Consider the following 22220-nt stretch of genomic DNA (forward strand, 5'->3'; position numbering starts at 1 on the left):
GCGGTGCGCGTGATCCGGCGCGCGGGCGGTCCCACGGGTCCCGCCGAGCGCACCGGCCGCGGGGTCGCCGCCGCGCGGATCCGCGCGGCCCTCGTCGACCTGCTCCTCGCGGGCATCGCCGTCACCGCGTCGTACCCGTTCATCGCCGCGGCCGACACGTCGTGGGACGCGACCGCGGGCGTCGTCGGGTGCCTCGGCCTGCTGCTCCGGAGGCGCTGGCCCTGGCTGGCGCTCGCCGCCGCGATCCCCGCGTTCTACGTCGGCATCGCGTACGTGCCCCTGATGGTCGCCCTGTTCGACCTGGGCCTGTCGCGCGCGGCGCGCTGGCGCGTCGCGGGGGGCAGCGCCGCGGCCGCCGTCGCGTACCTGGCGCCCGTCTGGCCGCCGGGGGACCTGCCGTCGTTCGTCGAGCCGCTCGTGGAGGCGACCCTCTACACGGTCGGGCCGGCGCTGCTCGGCGCGTTCCTCCGCGAGCGGCGGACGGCGGCGGCGCAGCTCCTCGAGCTGCGGGAGGCGCAGAGCCTCGGGCAGCGGCAGGCGGCCCAGGTGGCGCTGGCGCGGGAGCGTGCGGTGCTCGCGCGCGAGATGCACGACGTGGTCTCGCACCAGGTCAGCCTCATCGCGGTGCAGGCCGGGGCGATGCAGGTGGGTGCGGCCGACGAGCGCTCGCGGGAGGCCGCGCGCACGATCCGCGGCCTCAGCACGGTCACGCTCGAGGAGCTGCGGGGCATGGTCGAGCTGCTGCGCGCGGCGGGCGGCGACCGGCGCGAGCTGGCGCCGCAGCCGACGCTCCGGGACGTGCCGGCGCTCGTGCCGGCCAGCGGGATCCGCGTCGCGTGCGACCTCCGCCTCCCCGACGACCTCCCCGCCGCCGCGCAGCGGGCCGTCTACCGCACGGTGCAGGAGGGCCTCACGAACGCGCGCAAGCACGCGACGGGGGCGGACGTGCGCATCGACGGGCGGCTCGAGGCCGGGCACGTGGTGCTCGAGGTCGACGCGGGCGCGCCCACGATGCCGCTGCTCGAGCTGCCGAGCGGCCGCCACGGGCTCACCGGCCTGCGCGAGCGCGCCCAGCTGCTCGGCGGGACGCTCACGGCGGAGCAGCGCGGCGACGGATCCCACCTGCTGCGGATGCGCTTCCCGCTCTGAGGGCGGCGGGCCGCCGTGCGGATGCGGGGTCCGCGACGCGTCAGCCCTGGCGCGCCTTGTTCCGCGGGGTCAGCTTGTTGATGACGAAGACGCGGCCGCGGCGGCGCACGACCTGCGCACCGGGCAGCTTCTTGAGGGCCTTGATCGAGTTGCGCACCTTCATGGCGATCCTTTCTTGAGAACAGTTCTCGATAGCGTAGCGCCTCTCGGGAGCCGCGGCGGCGCGCCCGGACGCCGGCGAGGGTGACGGTCCGCCGAGAGGCGGGGCGGCCGACCTGGGCAGCGCCCGGCGCGCGGCGTTCAGTGGGGAGGTGAAGCAGAACCGCACCGAGGGCACGACCCGCTCGACCCGCACCGCCACCCGCCGCCCCGCCGAGGACCGCGCGCCCGCTCCGGGCCCAGCCGCCGAGGATCCGGCCGTCGTCCCCGAGCCCGCGCCGGGACCCGAGCCCGAGGACGCGCTGCGCGTCGCCCGCGAGGCCTTCGGCTGGGACGAGCTGCACGACGGCCAGGTGCGCACGATCGGTTCGCTCGTCCGCGGCCGCGACGCGCTCGTCGTGATGCCCACGGGCTACGGCAAGTCCGCCATCTACCAGGTCGCGACCGTGCTGATGGAGGGCCTGACCGTCGTCGTCTCGCCCCTCATCGCGCTGCAGGCCGACCAGGTGCAGAACCTCGAGGACGCGGCCGCGGCGCCGCCCGCGCGCGTGATCAACAGCACGATCCGCGGGAAGGCCCTCGAGGAGGCGTGGGCGACGATCGAGGAGCCCGGCGCCCGGATCGTCTTCCTCACGCCCGAGCAGCTGGCCCGCGACGAGGTCGTCGAGCGGCTCGTGGCGCGCGGGGTGTCGCTCGTGGTGATCGACGAGGCGCACTGCGTCGCGTCGTGGGGCCACGACTTCCGGCCCGACTACCTGGGGCTCGGCGGCGTGGTCGACGCGCTCGGGCACCCGCCGACCGTCGCGATGACGGCGACGGGATCCACGCCCATCCGCACCGAGATCGAGCAGCGGCTCGGGCTGCGCGACCCGTTCGTGCTGTCCAGCGGCTTCGACCGGCCGAACATCCGGCTCGAGGTGCGCCGGCACACCGAGGACGCGGAGAAGCGGCGCGCGATCGTCGCCCACGTCGCGGAGCAGACGCAGCCGGGCCTCGTCTACGTCGCGACGCGCAAGGACGCCGAGGTGTACGCCGAGGAGATCCGGGCCGCGGGCCTGCGGGTCGACGCGTACCACGCGGGGCTCCCGGCCGCCGAGCGCGAGCGCGTGCAGCAGGGGTTCCACGAGGACGCCGTGGACGTGGTGGTCGCGACGAGCGCGTTCGGCATGGGGATCGACAAGCCGACCGTGCGGTACGTCATCCACGCGGCGCCGCCCGAGTCGGTCGACGCGTACTACCAGGAGGTGGGTCGCGCGGGCCGCGACGGGGAGCCGGCCGTGGGGATCCTGCACTACCGGCAGGAGGACCTCGGCCTCCGCCGCTTCTTCGCGGCGCGCACGCCGAGGCCCGCGAGCCTGCGCGACGTGTACGCGGCCGTCGCGGTGGCCGGCGTCGACGGACCCGTGCGGCCCGCCGCCGTCGCCGAGCGGGCCGGCATGTCGGCGCGGACCGTCGGCGGGGTGCTCAACCTGCTCGTGGACGCGGGCGTGCTCGGATCCGATCGCGACGGCGCGTTCGTGACGGAGGAGCTGGATCCGCGCGAGGCCGCCGCCCGCGCCAAGGAGGTGGCCGCGGAGCGCGAGCGCATCGAGGTCTCGCGCCTGGAGATGATGCGCGGCTACGCCGAGGCGCCGCACTGCCGCCGCCAGTACCTGCTCGGCTACTTCGGCGAGGACTCCCCGGAGCGCTGCGGCAACTGCGACGTGTGCGACCGGCTCGACGAGGACGACGCGCACGAGGAGGCGATGGGGACGGCGGACGCGGCTCCCGACGCCGCCGACGCGGGCGCCTCCGACGAGGCGTTCCCCGCGCAGTCGCAGGTCACCCACGCGGAGTGGGGGCCCGGCACCGTGATGAGCACGGAGGACGACCGGATCACCGTCTTCTTCGAGAAGGAGGGGTACCGCGTGCTGTCGCGGAAGCTGGTGGAGGAGGGGGAGCTGCTGCGGCCGAGCTGAGGCGCGTGCGCGTCGCGCGCGGACCCGCGCGTGCGCGTCGTCGCCCGCGCCGGGCGCGGGCGATGTCAAGGCCCTCGGCGCCGGGGCGGCACGCTCCTACCGTGGCGGCATGAAGCACATCACCTACGCCGAGAAGTCCCTCCTCGTGGGCGACGCCACGGCCGACGCCCTGCTCGAGTACGCCGCCGCCCTCTCCTCCCGCGGACGCGGGGAGGCCATCACCGTGCACGCGATCAGCTCGGACGGGGACGAGGTGGACGCGACGTTCCTGCTCGGCGCCGGCGCCCCGTTCATGGCCGAGAGCACGACGAGCACCATCCCCGAGCCCGACAACGACGCGACGGTCGACGCCATCCGGGCGGATCTGCAGCGCATGCAGCACCCGGAGCCGGTGGGCGCCGACGACGACGACCACGGCGACCTGCACGCGTACGCCGACATCTGACCGCACGACGGGACGGCGGCGTCCTGATGCGGGCGCGGATTGTCAAGGCCCCGGGGGCTTCTCGCGCTCCGCCGCGACGCTCCCTACTCTTGCCCGCAGGACGGCCTACCCGGACCGTCCGATCCCACGACGCCGGCTCGTGACCGAAGCCCCCGTAGAGGCCACCGGACCGCGTCACCATGCACCGGACCCGAACGCGGTGCGGGATCCCGCCCGGGACGGCGCCTTCCCCCAGCGCCGTCCCGGGCACACCGCTCCGCGGGAGCGCGGCTGGGCCGACGGCATCCACCGCACCGGCATCCGCCGATCCCGCGGATCGAGGCGAGCCGAGACGCTCATTCGTCCGTAAGGTCGTGATCACGCCCTGATGGACACCGGTCGCGTGATCACGTCCACATCGAGCACGCGGACCACGGGGTGCGAGGCCCCGGACCCGGGTCATGCTCCACGGGCCGTCTCACGGGACCCCCCCCGTGAGTGACATCACGAAGGAGCCAGCGATGGGCCAGTTCACGTACAACACCTCGATCCGCACCGAGATCGACGACCGCGCCCTCGCTCACCTGCAGATCGTGATGATCAACAAGCTCCGTCGCCGGGAGGGCTTCGCGTTCTCGTGGAAGAACCCCGCGTCCGAGGGCGACGGGCGCCGCACCGCGTGGATCTCCCCGGAGATCCCGATCCTGTTCGCGTTCAGCGGCGGTCGCCCGCCCGCGATCAACGTCGCGTGGGTGGAGGCGCTGATGCAGGTGGCCAACACGTCCGCCGGACTGCACCTGATCGCGGAGCCGGAGCCCGGCGTGCACTGACGCCCGCGCGCGTCCATCGCGCTCCGCTCCGGCCGTCGCCCGCCCCCGCGGGCACGACGAGCCGCCCCGACTCCCGCGACGCATCCGTCGCCGCGGTGGCCTCTGCTCCACCACGCCTCGACAGGAAGCCGATCATGGCCATCACCAACCTCCCCTACGACGACGACCTCATCCTCGAGGGCGTCCGCGCCACCACCGCCATCAGCGAGGAGACCCGGGACGTGCAGGTCGACTTCACGACCGCGGGCACGTCCACGGAGGACGTCGCGCGCATCTCGGTCACGACCACCTGGACGGTCCCCGCGGCCGACGCCGTGCGGATCCTCGTCGCCGCCATCCCCGCGGGAACCGCGCACGAGGTCCCCGCCGGCGACCCCGCAGCGGACCTGCCGGCCCTCTGACGCGCAGGCCGCGCCGTCAGAGGAAGCTGACCAGGCCCACGTCGATGCCCGCCGAGCCGGGGAGCTGCTCCGCGTCGTCGTCCTCGGCGGCCTCGGAGACCGCGAACTCGACCGTCGTGCCCGGACCGATCAGCACCGACACGTCGCCGCGTCCGATGGCCGTGAAGTCCAGGAAGCACGGTGCGCCGCCGGCCGCCTCGAGGATCACGGACTTGAGGACGGCGACGTCCTGGTCGGCGTCGAGGCGGAACGTGCGCCCGTCGACGCGGAGACTCGTGTGCAGCATGGGACCCCCGGGATCGTCATGAGCGCCGGGGACGTCCCGGCGCAGCAGCGGACCGTCCACGGGGTCTGGGCAGAACGAGCTCGCTGCTCGGGACGATACTCCTGACGCCTCCCCGTCGCCCGGCGAGCTCCGGGACGCTCAGGGACACGTCGCCTCGCGCTCCGCCGCGACCTCGACCAGGGTGGGTCCATGCACCTCTCCTTCCTGCACGGCAGCCGCTGGATCGCCTACGGGACCGCGGCGGCCGTCGGCCTCGCGGGTCTCGCCGGCCTCGTGGTGGGGAACCCGCGGGGGTGGATCCCGATCGCAATCGCCGTGCTCGTCGCGCTCTTCCAGCGGCTCGTCTCCCGGGACGTGCGGCGGGCGCGCGACGCCGGCACGGATCCCCGCGACACCGTCGGCTGAGCACGCGGCCCGGCCGCACTGCCCAGCCGCACGGCCTAGCCGCACGCCCTAGCCGGGAAACGTCGATGCGCATGCATGCATCTCGGCGTGGCCTACGTTGTCAACAGCGGGATGAGCCCTTCGGGTGGGCCGTCCTCGCTTCGGGTCGGCGTCTCGGGGAGACGTCTCGACCGCCCGGTCCTCCGTGCACGGAGGCCGGGCCACTCTCGTCCGCCGTGGAGCGCGGCAGGCGCACGAGGCGGCCGGCCGCCCCAGCCGCCCCGGCCGCTGGCAGGCTCGGAGGATGACGCCTCCCGGATCCGCCCCGCACGACCCCGCGCACGACCCGGCCCACGGGCTCGACCTCGACGCGCTGCTCGCCGGCGTCGCGGACGAGGACGGCGGCCGGGTCGACGACAGCATCCCGCAGCTCGCGGACGCGGATCCACGGCTCGCGGGCATCGCGCTCGTCACGCCCGACGGCCGCACGCACGCCGCGGGGGACAGCACGGCCCCCTTCTCCATCCAGTCCGCGGTGAAGCCGTTCCTCTTCGCGCTGGCGCTCGCCGACACCGACGGCGACGCGCTCGACGCCGTCGGCATCGAGCCGACGGGCGAGTCCTTCGACGCGATCAAGCTCGAGAGCGGCACCGGCCGGCCGCCGAACCCGATGGTGAACGCGGGCGCGATCCTCACGGCGAGCCTCGTGCGCGGATCCACCCTCGAGGAGCGCATGGAGCGGATCCTCGCCGGGCTCAGCGCCTTCGCCGGCCGCGAGCTCGAGGTCGACGAGGACGTCGCCGAGTCGGAGCGGCTCCTCGGCGACCGCAACCACGCGCTCGCCCACCTCATGCGCTCGGAGGGGACGCTGCACGTCTCCGCGGACGACGCGGTGGCCGCGTACGCCCGGGCGTGCGCCGTGCTCGTGAGCGCGGAGGTCCTCGCGGCCATGGGCGCGACGCTCGCGTGCGGCGGGCGCGACCCGCTCACGGGGTCCCGCGTCGTGTCCGAGCGGATCGCCCGCGACGTCGTCTCGGTGATGGCCACGTGCGGCGTCTACGACGGCTCCGGCCGGTGGATGCGGCGGGTCGGCGTGCCCGCGAAGTCGAGCGTCTCCGGCGCGATCGTCCTCTCCGCGCCCGGCCGCCTCGGCGCCGCCGTCTTCAGCCCGCCGCTCGACGACCGGGGCACGAGCGTCCGCGGCGCGGTCCTCGCGCAGGGGATCGCGGACGGCCTGGGGCTGCACGCGTTCGGGTTCGCGGGCGGGCGCGGGTGAGGCGCGACGCGACCCCGCGCTAGCGGCGGGAGCGGGAGCGGCGGCGGGCCCGCTCCGCCGCGTGCGCCATCGCCTCCGCGTGCGCGGTCTTGGCGCGGCCGATCGCGTCGTCGTCGCCGCGGAGGATCGCGACGCCCTCGGCGACCTGCGCGCGGAGGCCGCGGATCGAGTCGCGGAGCGTGGGCGCGAACGCGTCGTGCTCCTCGTCCGGCTGCTCCTCGCCCTCCGGGTAGCGGCGCAGCTCGGCCGACGCGTCCTCGGTGGAGGAGCCGTCGCCCGGACGCCGCTCGAGGTGGGCGAGGCAGAGGCGGGCGACCTCGTCGGCGTGGTCGTGCATCACCGAGTGCGCGGCGCCGGGGATCTCCCACAGCCGCGCGCGCGGCAGCAGCCGGCCCATCTCCTCGACCCAGGCGCGCGGGGCGACGGCGTCGTGCTCGCCGCGGATCACGAGCGTGCTCGCGCGGATGTCGGGCAGGCGCGCCTCGATCGGGAACGACATCATCCGCGGCAGCACCCGGAGGAACCAGCGGACGCCGCAGACGAGGTAGGCGCGGATCGCGAGCACCTTGATCCGGCTCGGCTCCCGCAGCGACGACCGCAGGAACCGCAGCGCGGCGGTCGGGACGGAGCGCGCGGCCGGGTCGACGACCGGGCCGATGAGCACGAGCGTGGTGATCCCCGGGCGCCGGGCCGCGAGGTCCGCCACGACCTGCGTGCCCATCGAGTGGCCGACGAGCACGGGGTCGTCGAGGCCGAGCGCGTCGATGGCGGCGCCCACGAGGTCGGCGTACTCGCGGATCTCGAGCGACCGCCCGGGGTGGCGCACGCCCGCGAACCCCGGCAGGTCGAGCGCGTGCACCGTGCCGTGCGCGTCGAGACGCGGCGCGAGGCGCTCGAAGTAGTCGGAGGAGACGCCGATGCCGGGCACGAGCACGAAGGCGCGCCCGCCGGGGCTGCCGAGGGTGCTGATCCGGACGGTGAGGCCGCGGTGCACGATGCGGGTGACGCGGACGGTGGTGGCGGGGCGCGGATCGGCGCGGGTCCCGGGCCGGGAGGGCGTCGGCATGCGGTGCCTCCTCGGCGGACGGGCGGGTCGTCGGGCGCGATCCGCGAGGCGTCCACGCTAGGGCACCGTCGCTGCGGATCCGTCGGGTCGGCGGCCGCGCATCGTCCGCCGGACAGCCGGCTCGGCTGGCTCCCGTCCTACGACCCCGCGTCCCCGCCCCACGCGCACAGGCAGAACGGGTGCCCCGCCGGATCCGCGTACACGTCGAAGGCGCCCGGCGCGGTCCGGTCCTCCGCGGGCTGGAGCAGGCGGCCGCCGAGGGCGAGCACGCGCTCGCGGCCCTCGTCGAGGTCGTCGACGTAGAGGTCGAGGTGGATCTGCTGCTGCTGGCGCGGGCCCTCGCTCGGCCACACGGGCGGCTCGAGGCCGGGCGCGAGCTGGATCGCGACGCGCGCCTCGCCGTCGACGCGGATCGTGTGCCAGTCGTCGTCGTCCGCCTCCACCTCCCCGCCGAGGAGGGCGCCCCAGAAGGAGCTCTCGGCGGCCAGGTCGGGTGCGTCGAGCACCACCATCGTGCGGCGGATCCTCATGGGCTGCTCCTTCTCCCGTCGTCGGGCGGGGGTCGATCGGGTGGTGCCAGCCTGGCACCGGGTCGACGCCGCGACCAGGATCCGTCGGCCCTCCCTCTGGGATCCGACGCCCTACCACCGGTAGGTTTGACGGCACGGCGCCTCTCCGCGCCGGAACACCCAGCGGGCATCGTGGCTCAGCCGTCGCACGCGACGGCAGGAGCGTGCGGCGGCCGTCGGGCCACCAGTCCCCTCCTGAAAGGAGCGACCATGTCCGCCCCCTCCGTCCAGCTCTACACGGTCCGCGACGCCGTCTCCGCCGACCTGCAGGGCGCCGTCGCCCGCGTCGCCGAGATCGGCTACACGCAGGTCGAGCCGTACGCGTTCGTCGAGCGCGCCGACGAGTTCGCCGCCGCCTTCGCCGCGTCCGGCGTGACCGCGCCCTCCGGCCACGCGCCCGTCATCGACGGCGACGACGACCAGGCCGCCCGCACCTTCGACGCCGCCGCGAAGCTCGGGATCCGGACCGTCATCGACCCGTTCATCCCCTCGGAGCGCTGGCAGACCGCCGACGACGCGCACCGCATCGCCGACCGCGTCAACGAGCTGCAGGTCCAGGCCGCCGCGCGCGGGCTCGCCTTCGGCTACCACAACCACCAGTGGGAGTTCGCGAACAAGGTCGACGGGCGCCCGATCTACGAGCTCTTCGTCGAGCGCCTCGACGCCGACGTCGTCCTCGAGCTCGACACCTTCTGGTCGACCGTCGGCGGCATGGACACGCCCGCCCTCCTCGGCCAGCTCGGCGACCGCGTGCAGTTCCTGCACGTGAAGGACGGCAAGATCTCCGACGCCATCGCCAAGGTGCTGCCGAGCGCCGAGTCCGCGCTCGTCGTGCCGCCGGAGCTCGCACAGGCCTTCAAGATGCAGGAGCCCGCCGGCCAGGGCGACGTCGACGTCGCCGCCGTGCTCGCAGCGGCACCCCACGCGCTCCGCGTCGTCGAGTTCGACGACTACGCCGGCGACGTGTTCGACGGCATCGCGGCGTCCTTCGCCTGGCTGCAGGAGAACGACAAGTGACCGGCGGCACCGGCCGCGTCGGCGTCGGCGTCATCGGCGCGGGCGTCATCTCGGGCACCTACCTGGAGAACATGACGGCGATGCCGGACCTCGAGGTCCTGTTCGTCGCCGACATCGACCTCGACCGCGCGCGTTCGCGCGCCGAGGAGCACGGCGTGCCGCACCACGGCACGGTCGAGGAGCTCCTCGCCATGGACGAGATCGAGATCGTCGTCAACCTCACGCTGCCCGCCACGCACGCGGAGGTCGGTCGCCGCATCGTCGCCGCCGGCAAGCACGTGTGGAGCGAGAAGCCGTTGGCGCTCGACCACGCGTCCGGCCAGGACCTGCTCGAGGCGGCACGCGCCGCCGGCGTGCAGGTCGCGTGCGCGCCCGACACCGTGCTCGGCGCGGGGATCCAGTCGGCCATGCGCGCCATCGCCCGCGGCGACATCGGCGAGCCGCTCACGGCGACGACGCTCTTCCACGTGCCCGGCCCGGACGCCTGGCACCCGAACCCCGAGTTCCTGTTCGCGCGCGGCGCCGGACCCCTGTTCGACATGGGCCCGTACTACGTCACCACGCTCGTGCACGCGTTCGGCGCGGCCGAGACGGTGAGCGCGGTCTCGTCGACCTCGCGCACCACGCGCACCATCGGCAGCGGACCCCGGGCCGGCACCGACTTCCCGGTGGAGGTGCCCACGCACCACGCCGCGCTCATCTCGTTCGCGGGCGGGCAGTCGGCGCAGTCGACCTTCAGCTTCCAGAACGCGCTGCCGCGCATGGGCTTCGTCGAGATCTCGGGGAGCGAGGGCACCATCGTGCTCCCCGACCCGAACACCTTCGAGGGCGACAGCCAGCTGTGGCGCTTCGGGCAGCAGGAGCCCGAGACGCTGACGGCTGCGGGATCCACGTACGGCCGGGGTTCCGGCGTGCTGGACCTCGCGCGCAGCATCCGCGGCGGCGACCCGGTGCGCGCGTCCGGCGAGGTCGCGGCCCACGTGCTCGACGTGCTGCTCGCGATCTCCGACGCGGCCGAGAGCCGCGAGGTCGTCAAGGTCGCGTCGACGGTCGCCAAGCCGACGCCGCTGGCCGAGGACTGGGACCCGGCGGCCGCGACGCTGTAGCGCCGCGACCGCACGACGCCCGGCCCCGCACCCCCTTCGGATGCGGGGCCGGCGCGCGTCCGCCGTCCGCACGGGGAGGAGACTGGATCCATGCAGCTGCACCGCGTCACCGCCGGCTCCGGCGCGCGCCACGTCGGCCTGGTGCACGGGCTCGGCGCGGACGGCGCGACCTGGGCGCCCGTCGTCGACCGGCTGGTGGCGACGGGCCGCTTCACCGTCACGACGGTCGACCTGCGCGGGCACGGCGAGAGCGACCGGGCCGGCTCGTACGGCGTCGAGGAGAGCGCCGACGACCTCGCGGAGTCGCTGCCGCGCGGGCTCGACGCGGTCGTCGGGCACTCGCTCGGGGGATCCGTGCTGGTGCGCGCCGTCGCCCGTCTCGAGCCGGTGCGCGCCGTCTACCTCGACCCCGGGTTCCGGCTCGCGCTGCCGACCACGGGGATCCGCGGCCGCCTGTTCTGGGCGGCGCCGCTCGTGGGGCTCGCCGCGGCGCAGCTCCCGCGGGCCCGGGCCGCCGCCCGCGTGCGCGCCGCGTACCCGGCCGCGGTCCGCGCCTCCCTCGACGCCGCCGCGGCGCGCTTCGACCGCGGCATGGCCGTCCCGGTCTTCCGCGACGTCGCCTTCCACCCGATCGCGGTGAGCGCGCCCGCCGTGCCGTCGACGATCGTGCTCTCCGACGAGTCGCCCGCCGTGCTGCCCGACGCGTACGCGGCCGAGCTCGAGGCCGCGGGGTGGGACGTGCGGCGGCTGCCGGGGATCCACCACGACATGCAGCTCGAGGACCCGGACCGGGTGCTCGCCGCGATCGAGGACGTGCTGTGAGCGACGCCGCCCGCGACGACGCGGCGGACCGGCCCGCGCGCCCCGACCGCCCGGCCGACGCCGAGATCGCCGCCCGCCTCGCCGCCGCGCTCCGCGCACCCGAGCCGTCGGCCCGGCTGCAGGCCGCGCTCACCGCGGGCACCCGGCCGGATCCCGCGCTCGTCGACGGCCTCATCCACCGCTGCCGCGTCGAGCCCGACCTCAACGTGCGCGAGATGCTCACGTGGGCGCTCGTCCGGCACGACCCGGAGGCCACGATCCCGCCGCTCGTCGCCGAGCTGACGTCGCCCATCCCGCAGGCGCGCAGCCAGGCGCTGCACACGCTCTCCAAGATCGGCGACCGGCGCGCGCTTCCGGCCATCGGGCGCGCGCTGCTGCGGGATCCGGACGAGCACGTCGCGCGCACCGCGTGGCGGACGGCGTCGGGCCTGATCGACGCCGACCGCGATCCCGCGGGCGCCCGGCTGCTCCTGCGCGAGCTCGCCTCGCAGCTGGGGCGCGGATCCGCCGAGATGCAGCACAGCCTCACGCGCGCGTTCGTCGCGGTCGGCCAGGCGTCGGTGCAGGTGGTCGAGCGGTCGCGGCAGGCGGCGGACGCGCGGGTGCGGATCCACGCGCTCGCCACCCTCGCGATGCTCCGCGACCCCGAGCTGCGCTTCGACGACGCGCTCGCCGAGGCGCGCCGCACCTCCTTCGGCGCGCACCTCGCGGCGGATCCGTGCGACGGCGGCCCTTCCCGGCGCTGACGCGCATCCCTATCGTGGGCCGCGACGGCCCGTGACCCGCGCGGGCCGCGAGCCCGCGTCCGCGCGGCGGACGGGAGGCGCCCCATGGCCGAGATCGTGCTGTTCCACCACGTGCAGGGCCGGACGCCCGGGGTCCTCGCCCTCGCCGACGCGCTGCGGGACGGCGGCCACGTCGTGCACGCGCCCGACCTGTTCGACGGCGCGCTGCCCGCGACCGTGGAGGCGGGCCTCGCCCTGATGGCCGGCCTCGCCGACGACGTCGTCGCCGAGCGCACCGAGCGGGCCCTCGACGGGCTGCCCGCGGAGCTGGTGTACGCCGGGATCTCGTGGGGCGGATCCATCGCGCAGCGCCTGGCGCAGACCCGGCCGGGCGCCCGCGGCGCCCTCCTGTACGAGTCGTTCGTGTCGCTCTCGGCCCCGTGGGCGTTCGGGCCGTGGCCCCACGGCGTGCCGGTGCAGGTGCACGGCATGGCGGGGGATCCGTTCTTCGCGGGCGAGGGCGACCTCGAGGGCGCGCGCGAGCTGGTGGACCTCGTGGGTCCGGAGCTCGCCGAGGTGTTCGTCTACGACGGGGACGCGCACCTGTTCACCGACGCGTCCCTGCCGTCGTCGGATCCCGTCGCCACCGCGCTCGTGGTGGAGCGGTCACGGGAGCTGCTGGCGCGGATCGGCTGAGGCGGCACAGCACCACGGCACGACGGCGCGCTCGCCGGCCTCAGGCCGTGACGGCGAGCAGCCGCTCGGCCTCGCGGCGCGCCTCGGCGATCTCCGCCGTCCCGAGCCCGCACGCGCGCAGGCACGTGGCCGCGATGGCGTCGCGGTCGGCGTCGTCGGGCTCGCCGCGGCGGCGGAGCTGGATCACGAGCTCGGCCAGCTGGATCAGCACGGCCCCCAGCGCCTCCGGCCCGACCGTCCGGCGCACGTCGGCGCTCGCCGCGGCCGTGCCGATGCGGCCGTACGCCTCCTGCAGCTCGCGCCGCTGGGTGCGGAAGTCCTCGTAGCGCTCGCCCTGCACCTCGGGCAGCAGGTAGAGCGTGCCGATGTTGTGCGGGGTGTCGGCGAGCGTGCGGAAGTCGACCATCACGAGCGCGTGCAGGGCGGCGGCCGCGGAGGCGCGCTCGGGCACGAGGTCCTCGATGCCGCGCACGACGTCGAGGCTGGGGCGCACGGAGCGCGTGAGGAGCTCCACGAGCAGGTCGTCCTTGCCGGCGAAGTGGTAGTAGAGGGAGGCCTGGCGGATCCCGACCCGCTCGGCGATCGCGCGCGTCGACGTGCCGCTCAGGCCGTGCTCGGCGAAGAGCGCGGCGGCGGCGTCGAGGATCTGCTCGCGCGGGCTCAGCGTCGACCCGGCGTCGGGCACGACCCGGGGGCGCCCGACGCGGCCGGGCTTGTCGTCCTTCGGCATCCGGCCATCCTCGCAGGCGACGGCCCGCGTCACGCGGTCCTCCGGTAGGCCCGCCACCCGCCGTGCCCGGTGATCTCCGTCGCGCCCTCCACCGCGAAGCCCTCCACCAGGAAGCCGCGGACCTCGGATCCGTCGTCGAGCGTCACCCGGCCGATGGCCATGGGCGCGGGGAGCGCGGCCGTGAAGGTGGCGAACCCCGCGGCCGGCAGGCGCCAGAGCTCGCCGGCGATGCTCCCGGCCGGCCCGCCCCCGACGGCGCCCGTCGGCGCGCGCACGAGCCCCGGCTTCGGCGGCACGGTGTCGAGCGCGAACAGCCGGTACTCGGGCGCGGTCGCCGCGTCGCGGAGGAAGGATCCGCCCGCCGCGACGAGCTGCCCGTTCAGCGGCTCGCCGCGGAGGTGCGCGCCCACCACGAGCAGGTCGATCGTCGGGGCGAGGAACGCGGACGCGAGCGCGGCCAGGCGGCGGTCGGTGAAGGCGGGGCCCGTGAGCATCACGCCGAACGGCAGCCCGGCGACGGCGCCCGCGGGGAACGCGAGCGACGCCATGTCGAGCAGGTTGGCGCAGTTCGTGTAGCGGCCGAGCCGGCTGTTGGCGCCGACGGGATCCGCGGCCACCTCCGCGAGCGTCGGGTGCCCGGTGGTCGTGGGCGTCAGCAGCGCGACCGCGTCGCCGAGCACGCGCCGGCTCGCCGCGGCGAGGTGGTCGAGGCGCTCGCGGTCGGCGAGGAGGTCGGCGGCGCTCGGCCGGGCGCCCGCGAGCACGATGCCCGCGACCGTGGGATCGAGGTCGTCGCCCACGAGGTCCGGGTGCGCCTCGATGTGCGCGCCCACCGCGGCGTACCGCTCGGCCACGAACGCGCCGTCGTACAGCAGGGTCGCGGCCTCGAGCAGCGGCGCGATGTCCACCTCCACGACCTCGCAGCCGAGCGCGCGGAACCGGTCGGCGGCGGCGGCGAACGCCGCGTCCCAGCCCGCGTCGAGCCCGGCGAGCTGCGCGGGCAGCGGCACCGCGATGCGCGGGCGGGTCGGCAGGGCCGCGAGGGCGAGGTCGTCGCGGGCGAGCGGATCCTCGCCGTCCGGCCCCGACATGGTCTCCACCGCCGCGCGCGCGAGCTCCAGCGACCGGCCGAACGCGGTCACGCAGTCGAGCGACCGGCACGCGGGCACGACGCCCGTGGCCGGCACGAGGCCGCGCGTCGGCTTCACGCCGACGATCCCGCTGAGCGCCGCGGGCACGCGCCCGGACCCCGCGGTGTCGGTGCCGAGCGCGAGGTCGACGATGCCGAGGGCCACCGCGGTGGCGGATCCGCTCGACGAGCCGCCGGAGATGCGCGTCGGATCCCACGCGTTCCGCACCGCGCCGAACGGCGAGCGGGTGCCGACGAGCCCGGTCGCGAACTGGTCGAGGGCCGCCTTGCCGATCACGATCGCGCCGGCCGCGCGCAGCCGCGCCACCGCGGGCGCGTCGCGCTCCGGCCGGTACGCGAAGGAGCGCGCGCCGGCGGTGGTGTCGAGCCCGGCGACGTCGATGTTGTCCTTCACGGCCACGAGCACGCCGGCGAACGGCAGCGTCGGATCCAGCGCCTCGGCCTCCGCGAGCACCTCGGCCTCGGGCCGCAGCGCGATCCACACCTCCGGCCGGTCGACCTCGGCGATGCGGGCGTAGGCGTCGCGCACGCGGGTGACGGGCGAGAGGGCGGGGACGGGGATCACGATGCGGCTCCGATCACGGCGAGGACCTGCCCGGGCGCGACCTGCTCGCCGGGCCGGATGTGGACGTCGAGCACGCGGCCGGCCGCGGTCGCGCCGACGACGGACTCCATCTTCATGGCCTCCACCGCGAGCACGGGGTCGCCGACGGCGACGAGGTCGCCCGGGCGCACGTCGACGCGCCAGACGGTGGAGGTGAAGGGCGCCGTGACGGCGGTCGCGCCCGGCGGGATCGGCACGGTCGCGGCCTCGACGACGGGCGGCTCGTCGCGCACGTCGAACTCGCCCGACAGGCGCCAGCGCGCCTTCTCCTCCTCGAACGCGCGCGTCTGCGTGTCGCGGAAGTCGCGGATCGACGCGTCGTTCGCGGCCAGGAACGCGTGGTGGTCGGCGATGGAGAACTCGCCGTCCTCGGTCTCGTAGCGCCCGCGGCCGGCGTCCGTCTCGGCGCGCAGCTCCAGCAGCTCCTCCGCGCCCACCGGGTACCACTCGATGCGGTCGAAGAAGCGCAGCGCCCACGGGTCCTCCTGGAAGAGGCCGCCGCGGCGGAACCGGTTCCAGATCTGCACGGTGCGTCCCACGAACTGGTATCCGCCCGGCCCCTCCATCCCGTAGATGCAGAGGTACGCGCCGCCGATCCCGACGGAGTTCTCCGCCGTCCAGGTGCGCGCGGGGTTGTACTTCGTGGTCACCAGGCGGTGGCGCGGATCCAGCGGCGTGGCCACGGGCGCCCCGAGGTACACGTCGCCGAGGCCGAGCACGAGGTAGCTGGCGTCGAAGACCGTGCGGAACACGTCGTCGACCGACTCGAAGCCGTTGACGCGGCGGATGAACTCGATGTTCCACGGCGTCCAGGGCGCGTCGTCGCGCACGCCCGCCATGTAGCGCTCGATGGCGAGGCGCGTGGCCGGGTCGTCCCAGGAGAGCGGCAGCCGCACCTTCCGCGACGGCACGACGAGCTGCCCGGTGGGCGGGATCTCGTCCTCCAGCTCCTGCAGCAGCCGCGTGACGGCCGTGGCCTTGAGCACGCGCGCGTCGGTGCGGACCTGGAGCGAGCGGATCCCCGGGGTCACCTCGAGCACGCCCGGCGGCAGGTGCTCCTGCAGCCGGGTCATGAGCGCGTGCACGCGCATCCGCAGGGCGATGTCGAGGGTCATGTCGCCGTACTCGACGAGCACGTTGTCGTCGCCGTCGCGGCGGTAGGCGACGCCGGGGCGCGCGTCGGTGGGCTCGAGCCGGCCGATCACGCCGTCGTCGCCGTCGCCGCCCGACCGGATCACCTGGAGCGAGGAGCGCGCGTCGACCAGGGACGCCGCGGACGCCTCCGTGACGGGCACGAACCGCACGGTGTCGCCGGGTCGCAGCTGGCCGAGCTTCCACAGCTCGCCGCTCGCCACGACCGCCGGGCAGACGAAGCCGCCGAGGGACGGGCCGTCGGGGCCGAGGATGATCGGGGTGTCGCCCGTGAAGTCGATCGCGCCCACGGCGTAGGGGGTGTCGTGGATGTTCGACGGGTGCAGCCCCGCCTCGCCGCCGTCCTCGCGCGCCCAGCCGGGCCGCGGGCCGATGAGCCGGATCCCGGTGCGCGCCGAGTTGTGGTGCACGCCGTAGTCGGTGGCGTACAGCACGTCGATGTCGGCGCGCGTGAAGAAGTCGGGCGCCGCGTGCGGGCCCTCGGTGACGCCGATCTCCCACGCGGAGGTGAGCGCGGGTCGGCGGTGCGCGGGCGTCGGGCCGCCGATGAGCCCGAGGCGCGCGCCCGCGGGGAACGCGGGGTGGTCGGCGTCGGAGTCGGGGGATCCGGGCCGCAGCACGTCTCCCGCGAGCAGCGCCCGGCCCGCGTGCCCGCCGAAGCGGCCGAGCGTGAAGGTGGACGCCGACCCGAGGTACGCGGGCACGTCGATCCCGCCGCGCACGGCGAGGAACAGGCGCAGCCCCGGCCCGTCGGCGCGGCCGATCGCGAGGGTCTGCCCGGCGGCGACCTCGATCGGCTCCCACATCGCGGCGGGCTCGCCGTCGACCGTGACGGGCGCGGGCGCGCCCGTCACGGCGACCACGGACGCGGTCGAGAAGCGCAGCACGGGTCCGTCGGCCGTGATCTCGAGGCCGGGCGCGCCCTCCGGGTTGCCCACCGCGAGGTTCGCCTCCGCGAGCGACACCGGGTCGAACGGGCCGCTCGGCGGCACGCCCACCTGCCAGTACCCGAGCCGGCCGGGCAGGTCCTGCACGGTGGTCATGGTGCCGGGGGCGATCACGTCGATGCGCGGCGCCGGGTCGTCCGTCTCGTCGAGCGTCGACGTGGAGTGCGTGGCCGTGCGGAGCTCGAGGTCGTCGGTGAGCGCCCGCAGCAGGCCGATGTTCGTGACGATGCCGTCGATCCGCGAGCCGTCGAGCGCCTCGCCGAGGAGGTCGAGCGCGTCGTCGCGGGTCTCGCCCGTGGCGATGACCTTGGCGAGCAGCGGGTCGTAGGAGGCGGAGACCTCGAGGCCGGTCTCGATCCAGCCGTCGACGCGGATCCCGGGACCCGTCGGGAGCACGGCCTGCGTCACGAGCCCGCTCGACGGGAGCGACCCCTTCGCCGGGTCCTCCGCGTAGACGCGGGCCTCGACGGCGTGGCCCTCGGGGATCCACTCGCGCGTGAAGAGGTCGTCGGGGAGGCCCGCGGCGCCGTCGCGCGCGAGCCGCAGCATGAGCTCCACGAGGTCGACGCCGTGCACCTCCTCGGTGACGGGGTGCTCGACCTGGAGGCGCGTGTTCACCTCGAGGAACGCGGCCTCCTCGCGCACCGGGTCGTAGACGAACTCGACCGTGCCGGCGCTGCGGTAGGAGACCGACTCCGCGAGCGCGCGCGCCGAGGCGTGCAGCTGGGCGCGCACGCGGTCGGGCAGCGCGGGCGCGGGCGCCTCCTCGATGACCTTCTGGTTGCGGCGCTGGAGGGAGCAGTCGCGGTCGCCGATCACGGCCACGCGGCCGGTGCCGTCGCCCACGAGCTGCACCTCCACGTGCCGGGCCGGGCGCACGAGGCGCTCGAGGAAGATGCCGGTGGATCCGAACGCCGACTCCGCGAGCCGCGTCACCCGCCCGTACGCCTCCCGCACCTCGTCGGCGGTCGCGCACGCCTGCATGCCGATGCCGCCCCCGCCGCCCGTGGCCTTGAGCATCACGGGCAGGCCGACGCGCGCGGCCTCGCGGACGGCCTCGTCGGCGTCCGCGAGGAGCCCGGTGCCGGCGAGCAGGGGCACGCCCGCGGCCTCGGCCAGCTCGCGCGCGGTGTGCTTCGCGCCGAACGCGAGGATCTGGTCGGCCGTCGGGCCCGCGAACCGGATCCCCGCCTCCTCGCACGCGGACGCGAACTCGAGGTTCTCGCTGAGGAACCCGTAGCCGGGGTGGATGACGCCGGCGCCCGTCGCGCGGGCCGCCTCGATGATCGCGTCGATGCGCAGGTACGACTCGCGCGGCGCCGCCGGCCCGAGGCGCACGGCCTCGTCGGCTTCGCGCACGTGGGGAGCGGCCCGGTCGGCGTCGGAGAAGACCGCGACCGTGCGCATCCCCATGGCCTTCGCCGTGCGGATCACGCGGCACGCGATCTCGCCGCGGTTGGCGACGAGGACGGTGTCGAGGTCGAGCGCGCGGCTCACGGCGCGACCACGATCATCCGCAGCGGCGTGCAGCTGAAGTCGTTGCAGGGGTTGTTCATCTGCGGGCAGTTGGAGACGATCACCAGCACGTCCCGCTCCGCGCGCAGCGCCACCCGCTTCCCGGGCGCGCTGAGGCCGTCGACGATCCCGAGGGATCCGTCCTCCTCCACCGGCACGTTCATGAACCAGTTGATGTTGGACACGACGTCGCGGGCCCCGAGCCCGTGCCGCGCGCCCTCCGTGAGGAAGTTCTCGCGGCAGCCGTGCTGGTGCGCGGTGTGGTGGCCGTAGCGGAGCGTGTTCGACTCCTTCGAGCAGGCGCCGCCGAGGGTGTCCTGGCGGTCGATCTCGTTGCCCACCACGGTCATCAGCGGTCGGCCCTCGCTCGACATGAGCACGGTCCCGGTGCGGATGTACGCGTTCCCCTGCGCCACGAGGGTGTCGGGCACGCTGTAGCGCTCGTCCGGGTCCTCCGCGTCGTAGACGAGGCAGTCGGCCGACTGGTTGCCGCCCACGTCGACGATCGTGAGCACCTCGCCGGCGCGCACGACGGCCGACCACGGGGCGAGCGGGGCCACGCGGTCGTCGCGCACGACGGTGCCGTCGACGAGCGGGGAGCCCCAGTCGAGCACGGCGTCGGGCGCGTGGACGGCGCCGGTCGGGACGGTGGATGCCGGGACGTGCGTCATCGGGTTCCTCTCGCTTCGCAGTGGTCGATCGCGTTCAGGTAGGCGCGGGTCATCTCGGGGCTCGCGTGGAAGCGCGCGTCGTCCGGGCCGGTGGGGGAGCCGCGCCAGGCGTGCACGCGCAGCGGGCCCACCACGTGGTCGGGCCGGGGATCCAGCGGGTGCGGCACGTTCGCCAGGAGCACCAGGAGCGGCATCTCGGCCACGAGGGTCACGTGCGTGCCGGGCCCGGCGGATCCGGTGGGCCGCAGCGCGCCGTCCTCCTCCACGCGCACGCCCTGGAAGAGGGAGACGCCGGGCGGCAGGTCGCGCCGGGTGAGGCCGTGCTTCGCGGCGGCCTTCACGAGCAGCGACCGGCCGCTGGGCGTGGGGCCCTCGGGTGCGGATCCGCCGTAGCGCCGGTCGTTGAGCGCGTCGGTCGAGGTGCCGCAGAGCGCGTCGTGGTGGCCGGACGTGTCCTCGACGATGCTCGCGAGGATCCGCCCGTCGCCGCTCAGCAGCGGGGAGCCCTCGCCGAGGTACGCCTGCCACGGGATCTTCACGGTGTCCGCCGCGTTCAGCCGCTCCCACGGCGCGAGCGCGTCGTAGAGCACGAGGTGCGCCGAGGCGTCGCCCGTGGGGTCGTCGAGGCGGAGGCGGGATCCGCGCGCCAGCACCCGGTGCGCGTACCCGCCGGGCGCGACGGTCTCGGCCCAGGTGAGCTCCTCCGCGGCCACGCCGTCGGGCCGGTGCGGCGACGAGGACGCGGGCACGTACGGCATCCACTCGCTGCGGCGGTCGGCCTGCGCGCGGGCGTCCGCGCGGGACGCGGTGACGCTGTCGGTCAGGTGCAGGTCCCTCATCGGATGCCCGCCCCCGCCTGCTCGACCACGGGGATCGTCGCGGTCGTCGGCACCTCGGTCAGCTGGAGCGGCCCGTCGGAGCGGTGCCGCCACGCGTGGTAGCCCCAGCCCACGGCGAGGGTCGCGCCGATGAACAGCAGCGCGCTGTACTGCAGCCACCACGACTCGCCCGTGAGGTCGTAGATCTCGGGGCGGGGCCAGATGAGGTTCACGGCCATGGCCGCCTGGAAGAGCACGGCGACGGCGTTGACGGGGATCCCCCAGCGGCCGAGCGTGAACAGCGGCTTGCCGTCCTCGTCGACGCCGCCGGCCGGGAAGCGCCCGCGGATCCGGGCCACCAGCAGCGGGCCGGTCACGCCGAGGTAGGCGAGGTACAGCATCGCGATGCAGAGGCTCGACAGCGCCGTGAAGATGGCGGACTGGCCGGCGTTGACGACGAGCGCGAGGACCGCGCCGACCCCGACCACGACCGACGTGAGCACGGGCGTGCCCGTGCGCGGCGACACCCTCGCGAGCTGGCGGTGGAACGGCAGCGCCTTCTCGCGGGCCATCGAGTAGATCATTCGGGTGCCCGACGTCTGCACGGCGAGCGTGCACGCGAACACCGCCACCGCGACCGCGCAGAGGAGGAGGCGGCCGCCCACCTCGCCGGCGACCGAGGTGATGACCCAGGCGAGGCCCTGCGTGGCGAGCTTCCCGTCGGTGAGGCTGGGCGCCGCGACGAGCGCGCCGACGATGAGGAGCGCCCCGCCGAGCCCGGAGACCGTGAGCGCGCGGATGATCGTCTTCGGCGTGGTCTTGCGGGGGCTGTGCGTCTCCTCGGCGAGCTCGCCCGCGGAGTCGAAGCCGACCATCACGTAGGCGGCCATGAGGGAGGAGGCGAGGAAGGCCCACACGTACGGCTCGGTGCTGACCGACCCGGCCGTCGAGAAGACGACCTCCGGTCCGCGCTTCGGCAGCAGGAACAGCACGGCGACCAGCGCGACCACGCCCACCATCTCGATGGCGACGCCCGCGGTCGTGACGCGGGCCATCAGCCGCACGCTGAGGATGTTCACGACCGTGGTGACGGCCAGCATGATGATGCCGAGCAGCACGGCGTTCGCGGATCCGGTGGGCGAGGCGACCGAGGGGTCGGCATCCGGCCCGCCCACGATCTGGAACCCGGCCCAGATGGACGGCAGCACGGCCTGCACCGCGATGGCCGCGACGGCGACCGTGAGGATCTGGCCGACGATCATCGTCCAGCCGGTGAACCAGCCGAAGGTCGTGCCCGCCAGCCTGCTCGACCACTGGAAGATCGCGCCCGAGATGGGCCACGATGCCGCGAGCTGCGCGAAGTTCAGCGCCACCAGGAGCTGGCCCGCGAAGACGATGGGCCACGCCCAGAAGAAGGCCGCGCCGCCCAGCCCGAAGCCGAGGCCGAAGAGCTGGAACACGGTGGTGAGGATCGACACGAAGGAGAACCCGGCCGCGAACGAGGAGAACGGCCCGACGCCGCGATGCAGCTCCTGGGCGTAGCCGGGCGGGACGACGGGGGCGGGTGCCGTGGCGGGTGCCGCGGCCGACGAGGGGGTGTGCGGGGTGCTCAATCTTCTGGCCTCTCACGAGGGCGCGGTGCTGCGGATGCGCCGGAGATCCGGTTGCCCGGTCGGAGTATCTATCGAGCGATAGGTATTTCCGTCCAGTGTGGTTCTGCCCGGTATCGCGGCCGTTTCCCTCGTGTTACCGGCGTGTATCTTCT

At 75.3% G+C, this 22220-nt stretch carries 22 protein-coding genes; 12 read left to right on the forward strand and 10 right to left on the reverse strand.

The genetic code is table 11. From position 1 onward, the window contains the following. Positions 1-9: 9 nt before the first annotated feature. Complete coding sequence (locus tag H9X71_RS00155; protein ID WP_244961669.1) at positions 10-1149, forward strand: sensor histidine kinase; 1140 nt, start codon at positions 10-12, stop codon at positions 1147-1149. A gap of 40 nt (positions 1150-1189) precedes the next feature. On the opposite strand, the gene ykgO is transcribed toward H9X71_RS00155, so the two are convergent. Next, positions 1190-1312 carry a type B 50S ribosomal protein L36 gene (gene ykgO, locus H9X71_RS00160; RefSeq protein ID WP_043667673.1) on the reverse strand — a complete coding sequence of 41 codons (123 nt, stop codon included), beginning with the start codon at positions 1310-1312 and terminating at the stop codon, positions 1190-1192. Positions 1313-1460: 148 nt separating this feature from the next. Here ykgO and H9X71_RS00165 point away from each other — a divergent pair, with 148 nt between their 5' ends. The 4 genes from H9X71_RS00165 to H9X71_RS00180 all read left to right on the forward strand — a co-directional run bounded on the left by H9X71_RS00165 (position 1461) and on the right by H9X71_RS00180 (position 4921). After that, positions 1461-3266 carry a RecQ family ATP-dependent DNA helicase gene (locus H9X71_RS00165; protein ID WP_191147770.1) on the forward strand — a complete coding sequence of 602 codons (1806 nt, stop codon included), beginning with the start codon at positions 1461-1463 and terminating at the stop codon, positions 3264-3266. 109 nt (positions 3267-3375) lie between these two features. Continuing rightward, on the forward strand, positions 3376-3711 hold the full coding sequence (locus H9X71_RS00170) for a hypothetical protein (RefSeq protein ID WP_191147771.1): 336 nt from the start codon (positions 3376-3378) through the stop codon (positions 3709-3711). Between the two features lie 500 nt (positions 3712-4211). Further along, complete coding sequence (locus tag H9X71_RS00175; protein ID WP_191147772.1) at positions 4212-4520, forward strand: DUF7882 family protein; 309 nt, start codon at positions 4212-4214, stop codon at positions 4518-4520. 134 nt (positions 4521-4654) lie between these two features. After that, positions 4655-4921: a hypothetical protein gene (locus tag H9X71_RS00180; RefSeq protein WP_191147773.1), complete on the forward strand. Its 267-nt coding sequence runs from the start codon at positions 4655-4657 to the stop codon at positions 4919-4921. A gap of 16 nt (positions 4922-4937) precedes the next feature. Here the strand turns inward: H9X71_RS00180 and H9X71_RS00185 are convergent, their stop codons facing one another. Next, complete coding sequence (locus tag H9X71_RS00185; RefSeq protein ID WP_191147774.1) at positions 4938-5207, reverse strand: hypothetical protein; 270 nt, start codon at positions 5205-5207, stop codon at positions 4938-4940. Between the two features lie 189 nt (positions 5208-5396). Between H9X71_RS00185 and H9X71_RS00190 the strand changes: the two genes are divergently transcribed. Together H9X71_RS00190 and glsA are read left to right on the forward strand one after the other, a co-directional pair. Then, positions 5397-5612 carry a hypothetical protein gene (locus H9X71_RS00190; protein ID WP_191147775.1) on the forward strand — a complete coding sequence of 72 codons (216 nt, stop codon included), beginning with the start codon at positions 5397-5399 and terminating at the stop codon, positions 5610-5612. 283 nt (positions 5613-5895) lie between these two features. Continuing rightward, complete coding sequence (gene glsA, locus H9X71_RS00195) at positions 5896-6867, forward strand: glutaminase A (RefSeq protein WP_191147776.1); 972 nt, start codon at positions 5896-5898, stop codon at positions 6865-6867. A gap of 19 nt (positions 6868-6886) precedes the next feature. Here the strand turns inward: glsA and H9X71_RS00200 are convergent, their stop codons facing one another. Further along, a complete protein-coding gene (locus tag H9X71_RS00200; RefSeq protein WP_191147777.1) occupies positions 6887-7933 on the reverse strand; it encodes an alpha/beta fold hydrolase in 1047 nt (348 codons plus the stop codon). Between the two features lie 137 nt (positions 7934-8070). Next, a complete protein-coding gene (locus H9X71_RS00205; RefSeq protein ID WP_191147778.1) occupies positions 8071-8463 on the reverse strand; it encodes a VOC family protein in 393 nt (130 codons plus the stop codon). Between the two features lie 249 nt (positions 8464-8712). On the opposite strand from H9X71_RS00205, the gene H9X71_RS00210 reads away from it, so the two are divergent. The 5 genes from H9X71_RS00210 to H9X71_RS00230 all read left to right on the forward strand — a co-directional run bounded on the left by H9X71_RS00210 (position 8713) and on the right by H9X71_RS00230 (position 12868). Next, positions 8713-9519, forward strand: coding sequence for a sugar phosphate isomerase/epimerase family protein (locus H9X71_RS00210; protein WP_191147779.1), 807 nt, complete (start codon positions 8713-8715; stop codon positions 9517-9519). Next, complete coding sequence (locus tag H9X71_RS00215; RefSeq protein WP_191147780.1) at positions 9516-10625, forward strand: Gfo/Idh/MocA family protein; 1110 nt, start codon at positions 9516-9518, stop codon at positions 10623-10625. Before H9X71_RS00210 ends, H9X71_RS00215 begins: the two co-directional genes overlap by 4 nt. 90 nt (positions 10626-10715) lie before the next feature. Then, a complete protein-coding gene (locus tag H9X71_RS00220; RefSeq protein ID WP_191147781.1) occupies positions 10716-11447 on the forward strand; it encodes an alpha/beta fold hydrolase in 732 nt (243 codons plus the stop codon). Beyond that, positions 11444-12193 (forward strand): HEAT repeat domain-containing protein, encoded by a 750-nt coding sequence (locus H9X71_RS00225; protein ID WP_191147782.1) that lies wholly within the window; start codon positions 11444-11446, stop codon positions 12191-12193. The genes H9X71_RS00220 and H9X71_RS00225 overlap by 4 nt, the downstream gene beginning before the upstream one ends. An 84-nt stretch (positions 12194-12277) precedes the next feature. Then, entirely contained in the window at positions 12278-12868 is a 591-nt protein-coding gene (locus H9X71_RS00230; RefSeq protein WP_191147783.1) for a dienelactone hydrolase family protein, read from the forward strand. A gap of 40 nt (positions 12869-12908) precedes the next feature. Here the strand turns inward: H9X71_RS00230 and H9X71_RS00235 are convergent, their stop codons facing one another. From H9X71_RS00235 to H9X71_RS00260, 6 genes are read right to left on the reverse strand one after another with little or no spacing between them, the layout of a single operon-like run. Beyond that, entirely contained in the window at positions 12909-13598 is a 690-nt protein-coding gene (locus H9X71_RS00235; protein ID WP_191147784.1) for a TetR/AcrR family transcriptional regulator, read from the reverse strand. 29 nt (positions 13599-13627) lie between these two features. After that, a complete protein-coding gene (locus tag H9X71_RS00240; RefSeq protein WP_244961670.1) occupies positions 13628-15313 on the reverse strand; it encodes an allophanate hydrolase in 1686 nt (561 codons plus the stop codon). Beyond that, complete coding sequence (gene uca / locus H9X71_RS00245; protein ID WP_191147785.1) at positions 15310-18948, reverse strand: urea carboxylase; 3639 nt, start codon at positions 18946-18948, stop codon at positions 15310-15312. Before uca ends, H9X71_RS00240 begins: the two co-directional genes overlap by 4 nt. Beyond that, a complete protein-coding gene (locus H9X71_RS00250; protein WP_191147786.1) occupies positions 18945-19637 on the reverse strand; it encodes an urea amidolyase associated protein UAAP2 in 693 nt (230 codons plus the stop codon). The genes uca and H9X71_RS00250 overlap by 4 nt, the downstream gene beginning before the upstream one ends. Next, the gene (locus tag H9X71_RS00255; RefSeq protein ID WP_191147787.1) at positions 19634-20476 is read right to left on the reverse strand and encodes an urea amidolyase associated protein UAAP1; all 843 of its coding nucleotides are present in this window, start codon (positions 20474-20476) and stop codon (positions 19634-19636) included. The genes H9X71_RS00250 and H9X71_RS00255 overlap by 4 nt, the downstream gene beginning before the upstream one ends. After that, positions 20473-22068 (reverse strand): APC family permease, encoded by a 1596-nt coding sequence (locus H9X71_RS00260; RefSeq protein ID WP_191147788.1) that lies wholly within the window; start codon positions 22066-22068, stop codon positions 20473-20475. Before H9X71_RS00260 ends, H9X71_RS00255 begins: the two co-directional genes overlap by 4 nt. Between the last annotated feature and the right edge of the window lie 152 nt (positions 22069-22220).

Source organism: Clavibacter zhangzhiyongii (assembly GCF_014775655.1).
Classification (GTDB): domain Bacteria; phylum Actinomycetota; class Actinomycetes; order Actinomycetales; family Microbacteriaceae; genus Clavibacter; species Clavibacter zhangzhiyongii.

What these genes read in the sequence shown, in the direction of transcription:
- H9X71_RS00230 (WP_191147783.1), top strand. Translation starts at nt 12,278, where the DNA reads ATGGCCGAGATCGTGCTGTTCCACCACGTGCAGGGCCGGACGCCCGGG.
- ykgO (WP_043667673.1), bottom strand. Translation starts at nt 1,312, where the DNA reads ATGAAGGTGCGCAACTCGATCAAGGCCCTCAAGAAGCTGCCCGGTGCG.
- H9X71_RS00185 (WP_191147774.1), bottom strand. Translation starts at nt 5,207, where the DNA reads ATGCTGCACACGAGTCTCCGCGTCGACGGGCGCACGTTCCGCCTCGAC.
- H9X71_RS00220 (WP_191147781.1), top strand. Translation starts at nt 10,716, where the DNA reads ATGCAGCTGCACCGCGTCACCGCCGGCTCCGGCGCGCGCCACGTCGGC.
- glsA (WP_191147776.1), top strand. Translation starts at nt 5,896, where the DNA reads ATGACGCCTCCCGGATCCGCCCCGCACGACCCCGCGCACGACCCGGCC.
- H9X71_RS00255 (WP_191147787.1), bottom strand. Translation starts at nt 20,476, where the DNA reads ATGAGGGACCTGCACCTGACCGACAGCGTCACCGCGTCCCGCGCGGAC.
- H9X71_RS00235 (WP_191147784.1), bottom strand. Translation starts at nt 13,598, where the DNA reads ATGCCGAAGGACGACAAGCCCGGCCGCGTCGGGCGCCCCCGGGTCGTG.
- H9X71_RS00190 (WP_191147775.1), top strand. Translation starts at nt 5,397, where the DNA reads ATGCACCTCTCCTTCCTGCACGGCAGCCGCTGGATCGCCTACGGGACC.
- H9X71_RS00180 (WP_191147773.1), top strand. Translation starts at nt 4,655, where the DNA reads ATGGCCATCACCAACCTCCCCTACGACGACGACCTCATCCTCGAGGGC.
- H9X71_RS00250 (WP_191147786.1), bottom strand. Translation starts at nt 19,637, where the DNA reads ATGACGCACGTCCCGGCATCCACCGTCCCGACCGGCGCCGTCCACGCG.
- H9X71_RS00175 (WP_191147772.1), top strand. Translation starts at nt 4,212, where the DNA reads ATGGGCCAGTTCACGTACAACACCTCGATCCGCACCGAGATCGACGAC.
- H9X71_RS00200 (WP_191147777.1), bottom strand. Translation starts at nt 7,933, where the DNA reads ATGCCGACGCCCTCCCGGCCCGGGACCCGCGCCGATCCGCGCCCCGCC.
- H9X71_RS00210 (WP_191147779.1), top strand. Translation starts at nt 8,713, where the DNA reads ATGTCCGCCCCCTCCGTCCAGCTCTACACGGTCCGCGACGCCGTCTCC.
- H9X71_RS00205 (WP_191147778.1), bottom strand. Translation starts at nt 8,463, where the DNA reads ATGAGGATCCGCCGCACGATGGTGGTGCTCGACGCACCCGACCTGGCC.
- H9X71_RS00170 (WP_191147771.1), top strand. Translation starts at nt 3,376, where the DNA reads ATGAAGCACATCACCTACGCCGAGAAGTCCCTCCTCGTGGGCGACGCC.